Source organism: Lysinibacillus sp. RU7, assembly GCF_057837305.1.
This window is the reverse complement of sequence record NZ_JBYQFK010000003.1, coordinates 159,887-177,029: the sequence shown is the minus strand read 5'-3', so window position 1 is coordinate 177,029 and position 17,143 is coordinate 159,887. Positions and strand designations below refer to the sequence as shown.

The window sequence follows — 17,143 nt, the reverse complement described above, 5'->3', positions numbered from 1 at the left end:
TTAAAATGAGTTTTTTTATAAATCGAATATATATTAAGAACTTTAAACTTTTTAACAGTTTAGCTCAACCTTTAGAAATAAATAGTAAAAATCTAGTTGTATTAGACGGGCCGAATGGTTTTGGAAAAACTTCAATATTTGATGTAATAGAACTAATAATAACTGGTCGACTAAAAAGAATAAAAAAAGCAGATTCTAGGAGTAAGTACAATGAAGTATTATTAAAAAACAATAATTCCGAAGAGAGTTTATTAAAAGTAGAATTTGTTAATGAGTTAGGAGAAAAACAATTCACATTAGCTAAAAGAATAGAAGCTAATTATAATACTGAAAAAAACTTACCGGATAATTTTGATATATTTGAAACCCATATACTTTCATCGTTTGAGGATGATTTATCAAACAAAACTTTAATTAAAAGTTATAATGAAATATTTCAAAAGTTCGAAATTGATTTAAATAATATATTTAATTTAATCCATTATATTGAACAAGAAGATAATAAATTTCTATTAAGCATGAATGAAAATGAGAGATTAATACAGTTATCTTCATTATTTAATACTGAAGAGGAACAAAGTGAAGAGAAATATTATCGCGATTTAAGAACGACTGTAAATGCTAAGAGAACTAAGTTGAAGGGAAAAATAGATACACTAAAAAAAGAAATTCAAAACTTGAATCTCAATATTGAAAAAGAAAATGGGAATATAGAATATTTTAGGTTATTGCCACATTTAGATGTTATAGAACCATGGGATTTAGAAAATCTAAATATAAAAGATAATATAAAAATGGAAAAGTATTTTATAGAATTAGAAAAAATTAAAATGTTTTTAAAGAATTTCGATGATTATAAGGCGGAAAAAATAAATAAATTAATAACAGGTTATATAGAAGCCCCTAATTTAATTAAAGATTTTATTATTATTGCCTCAAAGAATTCTAAAATTGAAGATCTAATAAAACAATATCAATCACAAGTAGAAGTATACAATGTCATTAAAGATTTAGAAAAGACATCATTCATTTCAAAATGGAAAGAAATAGATTTCAAAAAAATTATAGAAAATAAATTATCAGATGTTAAATTACTCTCGGAAGAAAGTTATAAAAGAATAACTGATAAGATAAATGAGCTTATTAAAACTGAAGAAAGCTCAACACAGATATCTAGTAGTTTAAGAGAACTATTGAATATTAGAAATAACTTTGTTGAAAAGTTTAAACAAAACCATTCAATGCATCCAGAAATTATAGAATCACATTGTCCACTTTGTGGTAGTGATTGGGAAACATTCGATAATCTAATTGATGTATTGGAGCAAAAAAAGGATTTTTTACAAAGTTTATTAGATGATGTATCGAACGAGATCAATAAGAATTTAGAAGAGCTACATTCAAAAGAGATTATAAATATCATTTCTAGTAGTGAAGAATATTTCGATATAGAAAATAATTCACTTATTAGTAGTAATAATTATAAGCAGTTAATTCTAAGTCAAACCAATATAGAAAGGGTTAAGGAGTTTGAAACTTGGTTAAGTGAAAATAATATAGAATTAGATACGATTATTGAAAAGGGAGATCATTATATAGAGCAGGATGAACTTGATAGTAAATATCAAAAATTGATTAGCAGATTAAAAGCTAATTATAAACAAGTAATTAACAGTGAATTGACACTTCAAGACATTGAGATATATGATTCTATATTTAAAAGATATTTTTCTAATAATTCAAGTGCAGTTAAATCTTGTAATGAGGAATTAATAAATAATAAAATAAATTATATTAAGGCTTCTTACTATAATGATGTTATGAACAAGAAAAGTGAATTACAAACTGAATTAGATAAATCAATTATTGATAAGGGTAAATACGATAGTCTTTATACTGATTTAGGTATTTTAGTTAATGAGTATAACAGCAAAACTAAAATGTACTGGAAAAAGATAATGAAAGATATAGAGATTGTATTTTACATATACTCTGGTAAGATACTCCAAAATCATCAGCGAGGTTTAGGAATATTTATGAAAGAAAGTGAATCGAAAATCATAAGATTTATTACACATCCTGAAAAAGATCACGATGTTTCTAATTTTATGAGTTCAGGACAATTATCTGCAATTACACTTTCACTTACACTTGCATTAAATAAAGTATATGGCAATAAAGGATTATCAACATTATTAATAGATGATCCGTTACAAACTATGGATGATATTAATATCTCATCATTTTTAGAGCTTTTAAGAAATGATTTTAGTGATAAACAAATTATTCTATCTACACATGAGGAACATGTAACAAAATACATGCTCTACAAGTTTTCTAATTATAATTTACAAACACAATCATTAAATTTAAGAGAAAAATATTATTCAGAAAATAGTTACTAAAATATTTACTGAAACAAGATGTTGTAAAATATCATATTAAAAAACTTCCCCTCTCAATGTATTATTTACTAAACGTAGCCAAAAACGTAGTCAAAAAAACTAAGCGCCCCGGCAAGCGTTGATATAATAACATTCTGAGACGGTTGGTTCGACTCCCGCCGTCTCCATACATATGAAACCATTGAGTTTCACTGAATATCATTAGAACCTAGCTAAAAACCTAGCAGTAATCTAGCAGCTAATTAGAAGCTCCGGCACTTAAATAATCTTCAAACTTATCAACTGTTTCAGATTTAGTCTTTTTAGTTACGTGCGCATAGATTTCTAAAGTAGTTTTTACGTCTTTGTGACCTAATCGGAACTGAACCTCCTTAATAGTAGCCACAGCTTCAAAAAGTAGTCAACAGTGTGTGTGATGTAAACCATGCGTTGTAATATGTTCAAGCTGATATTTTTCTAGTACATTGTTAATCCATCTAAATGTTTGATTTGGATCGATTAATTCATTTTCGATATTTGAAAAGACTAACTGAGATTTCTTATTCGTTGAAATACCTTTTTCTAGATATAATTCAGCTTGGTTCTTTTTCCATAGCTTTAAGAGGGAAATTGTTTTTTGATCAAGCTTAATAGTACGAGCTAGACCGTTTTTAGTTGGTCCTAAATACAAGCCCTCTTTGCCTCTAGCGATAGCTTTTTTAATATTAATATCGTTTGTCTCAAAATCAATATCTCGCCATGTGAGAGCTAATGCTTCATTTTTACGCATACCAGAAAGTGCTAATAGATGAAAGAACGCATAATATTTAAGATTACCTTCTTTTTCAAAGCATTGCAGAAATTCAATAAGTTTCTCACCAGTATAAAAGTTTTCAAATTCATCGTCTTCTAAAGAAATCCTCTGTTTGATTATAGGGATTTCTACTAGATCGAATGGGTTCTTATCAATTAATCCTCGCTTCAAAGCAAATGTTAAAATCTTGGCAGCATAGTTTTTCACCATACGGAAACGCTTCAATAATTTCTTAGCCTATTGATCTACATGCTTTTGACAAATGGCAGCATCTATTTTAGCGATTTTATAATCACTCATTTGAGGCAAAATATGATTATTGAAAATACGGACCGTTTTTAAAAATGTACTATCTTGTACAGTATTTTCGTAATGTTCAACCCAAATGTTATAGATATCTAAGTACGTCTCAGCTGTTTCCTTTTTATATGTGCCTTTACGTAATTCTGCTCGAATATCTGAGATGGCGTCTTTGGCTTCAGTTTTCGTTTTGAATCCAGATTTAGTGGTAGACATTTCTTTTCCGGTTCGCGAATCTATCCCTAAATAAATTTTAAATCGATATTGTTTTTTTTGTTTTTTAATGTATATGATTGTATAGTTACCATTTAAAATCCTCCTGTGACTTACGGAGACAAGAGGTGTAGAGATTAATTCTACATACTTTAAGTATACCGTTTAATTTACAATGTGCAATTTATAGATAATAATGGAAAAAATAATCGAATTTGAACAACTATAAACAAAAGTATGATATTATGAAAAAAAGGTTTAATTATTTTAAAGGGAGGAGAATATAATACTATGAGCATGACAAAGGAGCGTATCCAAATGAAATCGCTTAAAGACATTCGCAATAGTAAAAAAAGGGATGACCTTCTGTTTTCAGGTATGGAAAGTACATCTAAGACACTCCCAATTGAAATTTTAGATCATCAAAGACAATATTATAATGATTTTATAAAACCATCTGTAGAACGAGTATATAGTCGGCAACTAAATAAATAATAAAAAATGTCGAGACACGTTTCTCGACATTTTTTATAATCAACTCATCTATTTTATGGTACTATTAATAAAAAATGGATGGAATGATGATAGTGAATTTTAAAAAGGGTCAAATAATTACATATATTTTTCCGACTAGGCCTACAGAAATTAAAGAGAAAACTAGTGTAATCGAAGACTTTCACCGAGCAGTAGTATTACATACTAGAGAAACCCCTTTTAAAACAATTTTGATTGCACCGATTACTAAGGCAGGTTCTTTAAAGCGAGATGGGCAAATTCCTTCTAACTATGTAGAAATAAAACAAGATGACTATCCTTTTGTATTAGAAGAAGACAGTTTTATTAACCTAGATATGACAATGCCTGTAGATGATGTGGAACTTGAGGAATTTAAAAAGGGTAATTTTAAAATAGCAGCAAATTTAATTGAATTTGATTTATATCAATTGGATTATAAAATTACTTTAACATATGAAATTAACAAGTATTTAAAGACAGAGTTTGCTATTGAATTAAATGATGAATTTGAAAGTGTAATAGCTTTAATTGATGAAGAAATTAAAGTTAGAATTGAAGATGTACTTAAAAGAATTGATAATCCAGAAGTTTTGGAAGAAGTTATCAATTTAATTGACTACTTACTTCAACAAATAAAAGAAAATTATATTAACCCGAACGTGAAAAAAGGCGAATATATTAAAGAAAAATAAAAATCAAACCGAGGACTACTGTTTTAACAGTGTTTCTCGGTTTTAATTTTTATATTTTGTTATTATGAAATCATTTATTACAAATAAGCCGGCAGTTGAGATGACAATGGTTGAGCTCGGCCAAGCGTTAAATGATTTTACGCTATAATATAAGTTTTGAGGAATATTTTTAATAAAAACACTACTTTCAGGATAAAGCAGTGTATGTTAAATATTTAAGCGGTTAATTGTAATATATTCGTAAGCTCTACAGAAAGTTCTTCTGGTAGTGAATTAATAAAGGCAGTGATCTCTTGTGCAGTGTGTGTTGTTATTAAAATGGAAATTATTTCTTGGAGTAATTTAGAAGTAGTCTCTTTTCTATTCCAAATGACTGTTTTTGTTTCTAGAAATTCTTCTTCAATCTTAATTACTTGTTTGTCTTTGTAGAAATATCTAAGCTTTGTGTCAATTAGTGAACCATTATAAGTTTCTTCATAAACTATTTCTCCGACTAATAGACCGTTGTTCTTAAAAAAACTAATCTGCTTATAGTGATCTAGAAATATATTGTTAGCTAAATCTGAAGGTTGAACTCCGGTTGTTAGATAAAGTTTAACTAAATTATCTAATTTGTCTTGTAAAAGATTATTTTTCATTTAAAGCATCCTCCTAAGTTCTTCAACTAGGGTTTCAAGATATCTTTGGGACGCAAGTAGTTGTTCCGGTTCTCTTTCTTTTACGGGTCCAAATTTACTAGCAAGTCTAGAATTCATGTATCTTACAAGAATTCCGTCATTAGTTGTATTCGGGCTGAGATTTTTTATAGGTCTTTTAAATTTTAAATATAATGAGTTACCTTTGGGTTCAATGTTTTTCTCTTCTAAAATAGCTTGTGCGGCTTCATTAGCAGTAGTATACAGAGCATCCCTTGATTTTTTTCTAATTAATTCAGGACGTTTTGAAATAAGTATTTCATCAATTTCTCCTTTTTTCTTAGAAATCGCACTCTCTCTAAGCCCTTTAGCAGCGGCTTCGATGTCTTCTTCTGAAAAACCAGCAGCTCTCATAGCCTCTTTCTTCTTATTAAGTTCTTCGTCGATTTGAAGACGAGCTTTATGAAACATCTCATTAAAATCAATAGTATCTAAATAAGAGTCCGTTTCACTAACAAAGTAATCATCCTTATCGATAGACGCATAGACGATCTCCCTTTTAGTATATTCTCGATCAGAAATTATATATTCCTTAACAGGGATTTTTTTACTTTTTTCAACTTCTTTCGAGAAATATTCCCACATATCGTTGAGTCCTATTTCCTTATGATATATTACTACAGCATTGTTATCGATTGCAAAGTCTGTGATTTCATTATCAGGTATTGCACGCAGTACCCTTCCGATTACTTGAGCAAATGCATTTAAACTTCTATAAGGTCTGAATAAAGCTAATACAGTAAGATACTTATGATCGTAGCCTTCCATTAACATATTAACAGATACGACGACATTACACTGATGGTTATCAATAGCTAAAAAAGCATTTTCTAATTGCTCGGGGCGCATTTTACTATGAACTATTTGAACTGTTTGCCCTTGCTCGCTGTACCAAGAAGCGATATCTTTTGCATGTTCTATGCTACAAGCTATAGCTAAAATTTTGTGTGGAACTTTTGGAGAATATTCATTTAATTGTTTGAGCTGTTTAATGCTTGCTGTGATTACATCTTGCGAGCATTCTTTTGATAAAGCAATGGATTTTTCCACCCATTCACGCTCTTTTAGAAGTAATACCTCTTCTAAAGTTAAAGTGCGTAATTCGCCGGGAAGCGTGAAATGAAGATTAGAATTATTTATCGTTTCTTTACGTAACCATTTAACATATTTTAATGCCATTACATCTGATAGAGGGGTATTGTGTATTTCTTCTCCGGGCAATTCCTTATGGTCTCCTCGGTAGGGAGTACCAGTAACATGTAACTTTTTAGCTTTACTGAAATAATCTATAGCTTGTTTCCAGGTGTCAGCTACAGAATGGTGTGCCTCATCTACTATAATTAAGTCGAAGAAATCATTATCAACACGATTAAGTAATGAGCTATCTCTGTCTGCATATAACTTATGTACATTTGCAATGACGAAATCACATTTTTCTAGACTAGAATCTAGCATATCAGATGAATATTCTTCAACTACAGGTAAATCTTCTGGATCAAATAAGATATCGGTGTTAAGCCAAAAATTATCTTCAAGGGGGTGGAGCGTTTTAACTACGCTCTTTTTAGTTACTAATCCAGGTGTAATAACTAATACACGCTTTTTTGCTACTCCGTATGGTGCTATAGCTATTAATCCACTTTTACCTGTACCAGTTGGGAGAACAACTAAAGCTTCGCCATTAGGGTTTGCTGCGAAATATTCTTTAATTTTTAAATAGGCTTGAATTTGAGGGTCTCGTAATTTATGGTTGCCCTCTATATTAGGTACTACATCGAAAAAATAACTCATCTAATCGCCTCCATTGATCATTATACAAATTATACCAATCGAACTAAAGTAGAGCTACAAGATATTTCTTATAGCTCTACTTTTAAAATTATTCATAAAAAGATTTTAAAAAAATAGTTAATAGGATGTGTATCCGAGATTCCACAATACCGTAGATATAGAGCACACCAAAATAGACATTTATAGGGTTTATAGGATATTTGTCTAATACAATACGGTGAAATGTTCTCAATCAGTATGGCTATTAAATTCTATCAACAATTGATAGGCATCATAGGGGAACGGATTTTTCTTTTTTTATACATTAGAGATGCTTCTCTTATAAGTTTTACCTCAACGATTTGTATACGCTTAGTAGCCATTTGTTTAGTTGGCATTTGTATTGAATTATCCAAAATAGTTTCCTCCTTTGAATGTGAATAGCATATTCAAAGGGATAATATATATTTAAAAATTTGAATTATACGAGAATTTCCGATGGTACATTACACTAACCTAGGTAGCTATTTTGCAATTCAAATAACAAACTTAAGATAAATTAAGATATAATTAAAATAAAAACTGGTGGGGTAAAAATTGAAAAATTTAATTAATTTTAATGCTGAATATAATCCGAATTTAGAAAAAAATGAACAAATGAAAGCTCTCTATCCTGAATTATTTGATACAGAAAATAATTTTGATTTTGAGAAATTTAAGGAATCAATGATGGAAAATGGTATTAAAGAATTTAAAGGATATAGTTTAGAATGGCTAGGGAAAAACTATTCAAAATTACTTTCAGGATTAAAGCCATTAAAATTACTTTCAAAGGAAAGCGATTTCAATATTAGTAAAGGAAACGCATATATAAAAGGGGATAATTTAGAAGCTTTGAAAATATTGAGTAATTCATATGCTAACTCAATAAAAATGATATATATTGATCCTCCATATAATACAGGTGACGATGGATTTACTTACAGTGACAATTATAAATTGAATATTAAGGATATAGAAGAATATTTAGATATAGATACCCCAGAAGCTGAAAGAATCTTAGAATTTACAAATCGTGCTTCAAATTCACATAGTGCTTGGTTGAGTTTTATGTATCCTAGACTATTTATTGCAAGGGATTTATTAAAAAAAGATGGAGTAATATTTATTTCGATTGATGATAATGAGTTTGCACAATTAAAGTTATTATGTGATGAAATCTTTGGGGAAGAAAATTTCATCACTAATTTTATTTGGCAAAATAAAAAAGGTGGAGGTAATGATGCTACTCATGTTGCAGTTGAACATGAGTATATCGTAATGTATGCCAAGAAAAAATCTGAACTCCCACCGTTATTTGAAGATTACGAAGAATCTTACTTAAAAAGATATGATCAAGAAGATGAGATAGGCAAATATTATTGGGATACTTTTGCAAGAAGTAAAGGAAAGGCGTATCCTATTGAAACTCCAGATGGCACTATTTTAGAGTTCGATAAAAATGGTGAGAAAATCAAGTGGCTACGTGTAGAAAGCACTTTTAAAAAGGATTTAAAAAATGGTGAAGTGAAATTTGATAAAAATCCTCAAAGTGAATGGAATGTGTATTTTAAACAACGTCTTCCAAAAGGGAAGAAGCCTAGAAGTTTATATTTCAAAAATACATTATTAAATGAACAAGGTACAACAAGTGATGGGTCTTCAGAGATTAAAAATCTATTTGATAATAAAGCAGTTTTTAGTAATCCAAAGCCTGTAAATTTAATTAAATATTTAATAGAAATTATTTTTAATGGAGAAGAAGATGGTATCGTATTGGACTTCTTTGGTGGATCATCAACAACGGCAAATGCAGTAATCGAATTTAATGTTGAGAAAAATCGAAATGTTAATTTTATCTTAGTTCAATTAGATGAAGACATTAATGAAAAGAAAAATCCAGATGCTATTGAATACTGTGAAAAATATGGATTAGAAAAACTAATTACTTCAATTGGTTTAACACGTATTAAGAAGGTAATTGAAAAATATTCAAATGAAGATGCAGATGGTCAGCTAAGTTTTTTAGAAAATGATATAAATTATTCATTAGGATTTGATGTTTATAGTTTAAAGGATATTAAAGAATCTACTATTGATAAAATGCTAGAATTTAAAGGTGAGTTAATTAGTAATGATGAAATTCTAAATGAATTAAATTTAGAAAACCTTTTAATTACTTGGCTAGTTGAGGATGGAAACAAGTTAAACAGTCAAATCGAAGAAATTGATTTAAATGGATATCAAGCATTTAAAATTAATAAATCATTATATTTGCTTAACAGTGGATTTATAGTTGATCAGCACTTAAATACATTAATTGCTTTAATTGAAAATGAAGCTGAATTTATCTTGAATAAAATTGTCGTACTAGAGTATAGCTTTTCGAGTGAAACTTTACTGTCACTAAAAGAAAACGTAAAACATCTAATCAATGGTAGAAAAGTGGCAGATATTCATTTGGAGGTTAGATACTAATGGGATTTAACTTTGAACGAAATTTAGAACACCAAGAAATTGCCATTACAGCTGTTAAAGATGTATTTAAAGATGTAAAAGTAGCTAAAGTTTCAAACTTAATGTGTAACCATATTTTTAATAAAGATATTAAAGCAATTCAAAATAATATAGAAGAAATTCAAATGAGAAATGGTTTAGATATTAAAAGCTCATTGGACGGTTCACCTCTGGTTCTTGATATTAAGATGGAGACTGGTACGGGTAAGACATACACTTATACAAAAACTATGTTTAAATTAAATCAAGAGTATGGAATTAATAAATTTGTTATCGTTGTACCTACGCTGCCTATTAAGCTAGGTACCGAAGCATTTTTAATGTCACATGATACCAAACAACATTTTCGAGAGTTATTTGGTGTAGATTACGAAGTAGAAGTAGTAAATAGTAAAAAAACAAAAAATAAAAAAGAGACGTTCCCATTAGAAGTTAGTAACTTTGTAAAATCAACAGCTGTAGATAAAAAAATTCATATTCTATTGATCAACTCAGGTATGTTAAATTCAAAAACTATGATTAAAGTATTTGATGATGCATCATTGTTTGGGGATGTTTCTAGCCCGTTACAGTTAATTTCTAAGATAAATCCATTTGTAATTATGGATGAACCACATAAATTTAAAAAATCCCTACAGACATATAAAAATCTGTTAAAAATGGAACCGCAGTGTTTAATCAGATTTGGAGCTACGTTTCCAGAGGAAGAAACGGGAAGAGATTATGAGAATTTATTATATAATTTAACTTCTGCGCAAGCTTTTAATAAAGATTTGGTTAAAGGAATAACAGTTCAAATTCCAAAGTTTGAAACTAAACTAGATGTAAAAGTCACAATTACATCTATTCAAGATAAAAAAGTAATTTTTAAAGTTGAAAATGGTAAAAAGACCTCTTCAAAGTCATTAACGGAGAATCAAAGTTTAAATATACTACATCCGGACTTCTCTAGTTTGAAAATAGATAAGGTAAAAGCAGGACTAGTAATATTGTCAAATGGTTTGGAGTTAAGACCTAGACAATCTCTACATCCATCTAGTTTTTCGAATACCTACCAAGAAGCTATGATTGAAAAGGCAATACATGAGCATTTTAAAAAAGAACTTGAATTATTTCAGTTACCAACAAAAATTAAGCCATTAACACTATTCTTTATTGATGATATTTCAGCATATAGAGATATTGATAATAATGAGCCATATATTAAGAATATTTTTGAACTTAAGCTGAAAGAAAAAATAGATATGTTAATTCAAGATACAGAAGTAAGCGAGGAATATAAAGAATATCTACAAGCTACTTTAAATAATCTTGGGGAATCTCATGCAGGTTATTTTTCTAAAGATAATTCTACTTCTGATGAGAAAATAGAAAAAGAAATAAATGAAATTCTTAAAGGAAAAGAAGCATTGACTAAGTATAAAGTTGATGGAAAATGGAATACAAGAAGGTTTATTTTCTCGAAATGGACTTTGAAAGAAGGTTGGGATAATCCGAACATATTTACAATTTGTAAGTTGAGATCTTCTGGAAGTGAAAATTCAAAATTACAAGAAGTTGGTCGAGGTTTAAGGTTACCTGTAAATGAAGCAATGTTTAGGGTTCCAAATTTAGAACATGATTTAAGTTATATCGTAGATTTTACGGAAAAAGATTTTGCCAAAAAGTTACTGGATGAAATTAATTCAGATTCAGAAGCCACTTTCCCAGAAGAAATTACAGATGCTATTTTAGAGCGTTTGGCGACAGAATATAATATGACTAAAAAAGAAATTTTTATGGAATTAATTAAAGAAGATTTGATTGATATGGATAGAAAAGTGATAAGAGAGAATATTAGCTTATTCATAAGTAAATATCCTATAATAACAACTGGTGTAAAAAGTGGTAAAGTTAATGATGATTCTGATTCGTCAAATAGTAAGAGAAAAGTAAAAATTAATCAGAGTCATTATAACGAGTTTAAAGATTTATGGGAAAAAATTAATACGAAAGTGTCTATTAATTACAAATTCTCTGAGGCAGATATTGTATCTATTTTAGTTAATTGTATTGAAGAAGTTAATGTCGGAGATAAAGAACAAATTGGATTTAGTGAACATAAGATAGAGAAAAACGTTAATAATCTAGTGTTATCAGACGGAAAAACACAATATCTTAATCTTGAGACAAAGTTAACATATATAGACTTTATTAAAATGCTTTCAAAAAATCTTTCATTGTCTTTAGCAACCGTAAATAACTCATTTATTGAGTACGCAAAAACAAATGAAGTTTCAAATGTGTTATTTAATAAGAAAAATGCTAGCGTAATGATACAAAATTTTAAAGATAAAATTAGTACAATTTTTGTAAATAAAATCGAATATCAGTTAGTTGATACTAATATACATCCAACTGCATTAACAAATGCTGATGGAACATTAAAGAAAGTCGCTGCTTATAGACTAGGTGATAAAAAAGCTAATGGAGCAGTGCCTGAAAAATATCTGTATGAGGAAATATTTTATGATTCAAACGAAATTGATATTATAAAAGAAGAAATTGATAATATCGTTGTCTTCGGTAAAATACCCAAAGGGAGTATTAAAATACCGGTTATTAATGGTGAAACATATTCTCCTGATTTTGCATATGTTATTAAGTCTAAAGACGGAAGCAAAAAGTTAAATTTAGTTATTGAATCTAAAAATAAAAACAAAGCTAATTTTATGTATGATGAAGATATGAAGATTACTTTAGCAAATTCATATTTTGAAAAAATAAATTTGAGTGGTATAAAAGTAGAGTTTGAATTATTAAAAAAAGGCGAAAATGTCACTTCGATCATTAAACGTCTACTAAATGCCCTTAACGACTAAGAAGCGTTTATAATGTTATTAAAGCAAAGTTTATAGTCAAAAAACTAGTCAATAAAATCAATTGCCCCTGCAAACGTTTATATAACAACATTCTGAGACGGTTGGTTCGACTCCCGCCGTCTCCATACATATGAATCAAACGATTTCAAAAAGACCGAAACCCTTGATGTATATCGTCTCTACTTTATCCTTTCTCGTGACATGAGCATAAACATTCATGGCTGTTTGAACGTCACCCATTTCACCTAACAACGTAAAAATACATGAATAAGATGCCACTACATTCATATCCTAAATAAGTAGATTGCATTTGGATTTGCGAAAGGTGGTAATTTTACCTAACGGGTCATTTTATGGTACAGTAGCTAGATTACCGCAGAATGTTTTGTGGAATGGAGGGTATTGGAATGAATACAGTAGAAGAGTTTGTAGAATCGTTAGTTGCAGCAACAGTAAATAAAGAAGTGAAATGGAGCGAGGGTACGCCTCAGTTGCGTTCCGTTTTAGAGGAAGTGTACGGAAATTCGGATACGCTTTATATGTTTTTAGATGAAGAGGCTGGCACCCATGTTGTAGTAGCAACGTATCAATATTATGAAGGTGAAGTCGAAGCAGACGAGTTTATTAAAGACGGCATCAGTATTTTACTTGTGGACGCTGATGATTTTGAAATTGTGAATGAAGTAACAGACGAAGATGTTGAAGATCCATCTATCTTTACAAATCTAATGGAAGCGATTGAATCCGCGAAATAATTTTATCGTTTAATCGCTACAATCGAGGAATCATTAATTTGAAGATAAAGAGAAGGAGGCAGTTTGAGCCGGCCTTCTCTTTTTTTATTCGATTGAGTGAAAACTAGTAGATTTCACGTGAAATATCCCCAGCAATTGTGTAAGATGGGGTGTATCGCAATTTTTAAGTAGGTGAAGTAAATGAATGAACCAAATCAAAAACAGTGTCCAAACTGTTATTCATATGTAGATATGCAAGACGGCTCTGGCTATTGTACAGCGTGTCGAGAAGTTGTTTGTTAGTGGGTGTGCTAGATTTAGCCGGATTTAAAAAGAATATACTAACTAAATAAGTAAAGCCTCGATTCCTAAATGAATCGAGGCTTTTTATAAATGGGTATATTCTAAAAGAATGTTGCTACTGTATTAAACAAAAGAAGACCCCACATTAATGTTCTTCGTAGTACTCTTTGAATTCTCTATGGCGAAAGAGGCTAGTTCGCTATAATAATCGACTGCATTTAACGTTTTTTCATCTGGATTGCCTAACTCTCGACTATAAAATGCGATTGTTCCTAATAATTCATTTTTTGAAGAGAGAAGGGGGAATGAAAAACAAGCACGAAATCCATGGACAATTGCAGCATTTCGATACTTTTCTAAAATAGGATTATTTTCAATATCTGAAACGATAACCGGTTGTTTTAAAAAGGCAGCAGCTCCACATGAACCACCATAAGGACTGACTTCTACTGGCTCCATAGATTGAATAAAGTTTGTAGGGAGAGAGGAACTCACCGTTTCTCCTAATTGATTTAGTTTAGGATTGTACAACATGATGGATCCATACAGATTAAAAGGATCGCAGGAATTTTCAATGCTATTCACAATAAACTGTAGTATTTTTTTTAATGGCATACCGGATGAGATCATCTGGATAATAGTAGTTTGATTTTCAAATAAGGATTTCTGAACTGTCATCATCATTTTCCCTCTTTTCGAAAAAAGTTTTGAATTGTCGGATTATTCTTATTTACTATTATTACAACTAATAATAACTATCACTATAAGGGAAACCCCTAAGCGTTATTTATAAAAATCCCTATACTTTACTAGTTCATTCCCTAAAACAGATGGGTTATTCACCCTATACCGTAAGTTTAATGTAAAATTCCTATGTCTAACCAATATTTGTGATATATATGGTATAGTATTTTTAGAGATTCTAATTTAGGAGGTGCAAGTATGATTTCAGTATTACTTGCCGACGATCATGCCATTGTACGCTCGGGCATTAAACATATGATTAATAGTCAAACAGACATGAAGGTAATAGATGAAGCGGAGAACGGAGAAGAAGTCGTCCATAAAGCATTAGAAAAAAAACCGGATGTAATCATCATGGATTTAAATATGCCAAAGAAGAGCGGTCTTGTAGCAACAAAACAAATTAATGAAGCGAATAATAAGGTGAAGATCATCGTTTTAACGATGCATGAAGGGAAGGAATATCTATTCCACGCATTGCAGGCGGGGGCTTCTAGCTACTTATTAAAAAGTTATCATGAAAATGATTTATTAGAAGCTATTCGGACAGTTTACCGCGGAGAAGCTTACTTATATCCTAATGCTACAAAACTTTTATTAGAAGAATATATGAAAAAATCAGTTGCCAATGAGAGTAATTTGCAAAAATTAACGGGCCGCGAACAAGAGATATTATCTTATTTGGCTAAGGGTTATACCAATCGGGAAATAGGAGAGATGTTATTTCTTTCAGTCAAGACGATAGAATCCCATAGATCGAAAATTATGGAAAAATTACAACTGAAAACACGTCCAGATTTAGTGGAATTTGCAGTGAAAAACGGCTATTTAGATTTTGATTAAGGGAGCACAAGAGGATGGCAGCGTTAAAGAAAGAGGAAATTAAACTTATAATTTTTTCAATATTTGCTTTACTTTTATTGTTCCGTTTTCAAATGGCACACACATCTATTAATGTAGATAATCATTTTTTATTACTACATACATTGTTTGAGTTATTTAGTATATTTGTTTCTTTTTCTATATTTGTACAGGCGTGGACAACTTATTCTACCCATCGACTTAAATCTCAATATTTTATTGGGCTAGTGTTTCTAGCAGTAGGTTGTTTTGATTTAGTTCATACATTTACTTATAAGGGAATGCCCTTTATGAACGATGAGTTTTCTGCTACCCGTGCCACATGGTTTTGGATTGTAGCACGATTAGTAGAAAGTTTTGGCGTTGCTCTGTTTGTCTTTAGACCGAACCAATTGTTTTTTATTAAACGTCGTTGGGGTCTAAGTGTAGCCATCCTATTTGTTAGTATTTTTACAACGATTATTCTTACAATACCAGAACGACTTCCGGTACTACTTAATGAACAAGGAGTTACAAGTCTTAAAGTTTCGCTTGAGTATGTAATAAGTACAACTATTTTTATTACATTTATTACGTTATTAACAAGATATATAAAAGAGTCACGACCAACTATCGATTCGCTTCGCATGATTTTTGCCTTATTTATTATGATGGTGGGGGAGCTCTTTTTTACCCTTTATACGAATGTGTATGCGATTGAAAATCTATTAGGGCACTGTTTCAAATTTATTGCATACATTTATATTTATCGTGCGATCTATTTCCCTGAGATTCAGCAGATCTTAACTGACAAAGAAAATGCGGAAAAACAACAAATGGAAGCAGAGCTGAAGTTATATGAGGCTGAAAAAAACTTATCGAGACAAGTGTTTGAAGCACATGAAAACGAAAGAAAACGTGTATCTAGAGAGTTACATGATAGTATCGGCCAATCCCTATTTAGTATTTTAGTTACTTTAAATACGGTCAATAAAGATCAATCCGTAGAAAAGAATGAAGAGAGCCTAGAAACGATAAAGACGATGACACAAGAGGCCATGAAGGAAGTAAAAGAAATTGCACGTTCATTAAGGCCGAGTGCATTAGATGATTTAGGGTTTATTCCAGCTATGAGGTCTTATCTGGATTCATACAAACAGATTCATAATAGCTCAGTTCACTTTGAAATAAAAAAGGGCGTAGGGAGGTTAAAGCCAGAAGCTGAAACAGCTCTCTATCGAATCTGTCAAGAAGCGCTAAATAATACAGCGAAATACGCGAAAGCAACCGAAGTCTATGTATCCCTCAATACGGATGAAGATGTAGTAAATTTAACAATTAAAGATAATGGCATAGGATTTTGCGTAGAGGAATATTTGAAAAACGCACAGCGAAGAGGTATTGGTTTATATAGTATAAAGGAGCGAGCAGAAGGGGTAGGTGGTTCTGCACAGTTTCATTCTAAAGTAAATGAGGGAACGACGATTGAAATTTTTGTCCCAAGACATGTGGATTAAAAGATTAATCATTCACTATTCCCATCTGCCGGGGACTTTAACTTAATTCACCTAGGGTTTAAACCCCCATTGAATTTAGTTCATATTTGGCATTCATCCCCCTTATAGAAGTGGAGGATTTCTGTACCTGTCGCTTCGCTTTCGGTACAATAACAATTTGCTGAAGCAAGTTGAAACATTACTCTTTTGTAGAAGACATCGTTG

14 protein-coding genes are annotated in these 17,143 nt (G+C 30.4%); 8 read left to right on the top strand and 6 right to left on the bottom strand.

Going from position 1 to position 17,143, the window contains the following annotated elements; translation table 11 throughout:
• The first annotated feature begins 5 nt into the window (after nucleotides 1–5).
• Nucleotides 6–2,405: an AAA family ATPase gene (locus AC3II9_RS03730; RefSeq protein WP_489153236.1), complete on the top strand. Its 2,400-nt coding sequence runs from the start codon at nucleotides 6–8 to the stop codon at nucleotides 2,403–2,405.
• Between the two features lie 400 nt (nucleotides 2,406–2,805).
• Here AC3II9_RS03730 and AC3II9_RS03725 read toward each other — a convergent pair whose 3' ends face one another.
• Both AC3II9_RS03725 and AC3II9_RS03720 read right to left on the bottom strand, forming a co-directional pair.
• Nucleotides 2,806–3,408, bottom strand: coding sequence for a site-specific integrase (locus AC3II9_RS03725; RefSeq protein WP_489153234.1), 603 nt, complete (start codon nucleotides 3,406–3,408; stop codon nucleotides 2,806–2,808).
• 27 nt (nucleotides 3,409–3,435) lie between these two features.
• On the bottom strand, nucleotides 3,436–3,738 hold the full coding sequence (locus tag AC3II9_RS03720) for a tyrosine-type recombinase/integrase (protein ID WP_489153320.1): 303 nt from the start codon (nucleotides 3,736–3,738) through the stop codon (nucleotides 3,436–3,438).
• Nucleotides 3,739–4,002: 264 nt separating this feature from the next.
• On the opposite strand from AC3II9_RS03720, the gene AC3II9_RS03715 reads away from it, so the two are divergent.
• Together AC3II9_RS03715 and AC3II9_RS03710 are read left to right on the top strand one after the other, a co-directional pair.
• Complete coding sequence (locus AC3II9_RS03715; RefSeq protein WP_489153232.1) at nucleotides 4,003–4,206, top strand: hypothetical protein; 204 nt, start codon at nucleotides 4,003–4,005, stop codon at nucleotides 4,204–4,206.
• A 92-nt stretch (nucleotides 4,207–4,298) separates the two neighbouring features.
• Complete coding sequence (locus AC3II9_RS03710; protein WP_489153230.1) at nucleotides 4,299–4,919, top strand: hypothetical protein; 621 nt, start codon at nucleotides 4,299–4,301, stop codon at nucleotides 4,917–4,919.
• Between the two features lie 215 nt (nucleotides 4,920–5,134).
• Here the strand turns inward: AC3II9_RS03710 and AC3II9_RS03705 are convergent, their stop codons facing one another.
• The 3 genes from AC3II9_RS03705 to AC3II9_RS03695 all read right to left on the bottom strand — a co-directional run bounded on the left by AC3II9_RS03705 (nucleotide 5,135) and on the right by AC3II9_RS03695 (nucleotide 7,800).
• Nucleotides 5,135–5,557, bottom strand: coding sequence for a hypothetical protein (locus tag AC3II9_RS03705; protein ID WP_489153228.1), 423 nt, complete (start codon nucleotides 5,555–5,557; stop codon nucleotides 5,135–5,137).
• Nucleotides 5,558–7,405 (bottom strand): DEAD/DEAH box helicase, encoded by a 1,848-nt coding sequence (locus tag AC3II9_RS03700; protein WP_489153227.1) that lies wholly within the window; start codon nucleotides 7,403–7,405, stop codon nucleotides 5,558–5,560. It lies immediately after the preceding gene.
• A gap of 254 nt (nucleotides 7,406–7,659) precedes the next feature.
• Nucleotides 7,660–7,800 carry a hypothetical protein gene (locus tag AC3II9_RS03695; RefSeq protein ID WP_489153225.1) on the bottom strand — a complete coding sequence of 47 codons (141 nt, stop codon included), beginning with the start codon at nucleotides 7,798–7,800 and terminating at the stop codon, nucleotides 7,660–7,662.
• Between the two features lie 181 nt (nucleotides 7,801–7,981).
• Between AC3II9_RS03695 and AC3II9_RS03690 the strand changes: the two genes are divergently transcribed.
• The 3 genes from AC3II9_RS03690 to AC3II9_RS03680 all read left to right on the top strand — a co-directional run bounded on the left by AC3II9_RS03690 (nucleotide 7,982) and on the right by AC3II9_RS03680 (nucleotide 13,556).
• Nucleotides 7,982–9,901, top strand: a complete 1,920-nt coding sequence (locus AC3II9_RS03690; protein ID WP_489153223.1) for a site-specific DNA-methyltransferase — start codon at nucleotides 7,982–7,984, stop codon at nucleotides 9,899–9,901.
• Nucleotides 9,901–12,801, top strand: coding sequence for a type III restriction-modification system endonuclease (locus AC3II9_RS03685; protein WP_489153221.1), 2,901 nt, complete (start codon nucleotides 9,901–9,903; stop codon nucleotides 12,799–12,801). The genes AC3II9_RS03690 and AC3II9_RS03685 overlap by 1 nt, the downstream gene beginning before the upstream one ends.
• Nucleotides 12,802–13,208: 407 nt before the next feature.
• Nucleotides 13,209–13,556 carry a hypothetical protein gene (locus AC3II9_RS03680; RefSeq protein WP_489153219.1) on the top strand — a complete coding sequence of 116 codons (348 nt, stop codon included), beginning with the start codon at nucleotides 13,209–13,211 and terminating at the stop codon, nucleotides 13,554–13,556.
• Between the two features lie 405 nt (nucleotides 13,557–13,961).
• On the opposite strand, the gene AC3II9_RS03675 is transcribed toward AC3II9_RS03680, so the two are convergent.
• Nucleotides 13,962–14,519 carry a GAF domain-containing protein gene (locus tag AC3II9_RS03675; protein ID WP_489153217.1) on the bottom strand — a complete coding sequence of 186 codons (558 nt, stop codon included), beginning with the start codon at nucleotides 14,517–14,519 and terminating at the stop codon, nucleotides 13,962–13,964.
• A 261-nt stretch (nucleotides 14,520–14,780) separates the two neighbouring features.
• On the opposite strand from AC3II9_RS03675, the gene AC3II9_RS03670 reads away from it, so the two are divergent.
• Nucleotides 14,781–15,425, top strand: coding sequence for a response regulator transcription factor (locus AC3II9_RS03670; RefSeq protein ID WP_489153215.1), 645 nt, complete (start codon nucleotides 14,781–14,783; stop codon nucleotides 15,423–15,425).
• 14 nt (nucleotides 15,426–15,439) lie between these two features.
• A complete protein-coding gene (locus AC3II9_RS03665; RefSeq protein ID WP_489153213.1) occupies nucleotides 15,440–16,939 on the top strand; it encodes a sensor histidine kinase in 1,500 nt (499 codons plus the stop codon).
• The last annotated feature ends 204 nt before the right edge of the window (nucleotides 16,940–17,143 follow it).

Bases quoted from the DNA above. Each gene is read 5' to 3' on its own strand.
- AC3II9_RS03730 (WP_489153236.1), top strand. From the start codon at position 6: ATGAGTTTTTTTATAAATCGAATATATATTAAGAACTTTAAACTTTTT.
- AC3II9_RS03725 (WP_489153234.1), bottom strand. From the start codon at position 3,408: ATGGTGAAAAACTATGCTGCCAAGATTTTAACATTTGCTTTGAAGCGA.
- AC3II9_RS03715 (WP_489153232.1), top strand. From the start codon at position 4,003: ATGAGCATGACAAAGGAGCGTATCCAAATGAAATCGCTTAAAGACATT.
- AC3II9_RS03705 (WP_489153228.1), bottom strand. From the start codon at position 5,557: ATGAAAAATAATCTTTTACAAGACAAATTAGATAATTTAGTTAAACTT.
- AC3II9_RS03700 (WP_489153227.1), bottom strand. From the start codon at position 7,405: ATGAGTTATTTTTTCGATGTAGTACCTAATATAGAGGGCAACCATAAA.
- AC3II9_RS03685 (WP_489153221.1), top strand. From the start codon at position 9,901: ATGGGATTTAACTTTGAACGAAATTTAGAACACCAAGAAATTGCCATT.
- AC3II9_RS03680 (WP_489153219.1), top strand. From the start codon at position 13,209: ATGAATACAGTAGAAGAGTTTGTAGAATCGTTAGTTGCAGCAACAGTA.
- AC3II9_RS03675 (WP_489153217.1), bottom strand. From the start codon at position 14,519: ATGATGACAGTTCAGAAATCCTTATTTGAAAATCAAACTACTATTATC.
- AC3II9_RS03670 (WP_489153215.1), top strand. From the start codon at position 14,781: ATGATTTCAGTATTACTTGCCGACGATCATGCCATTGTACGCTCGGGC.
- AC3II9_RS03665 (WP_489153213.1), top strand. From the start codon at position 15,440: ATGGCAGCGTTAAAGAAAGAGGAAATTAAACTTATAATTTTTTCAATA.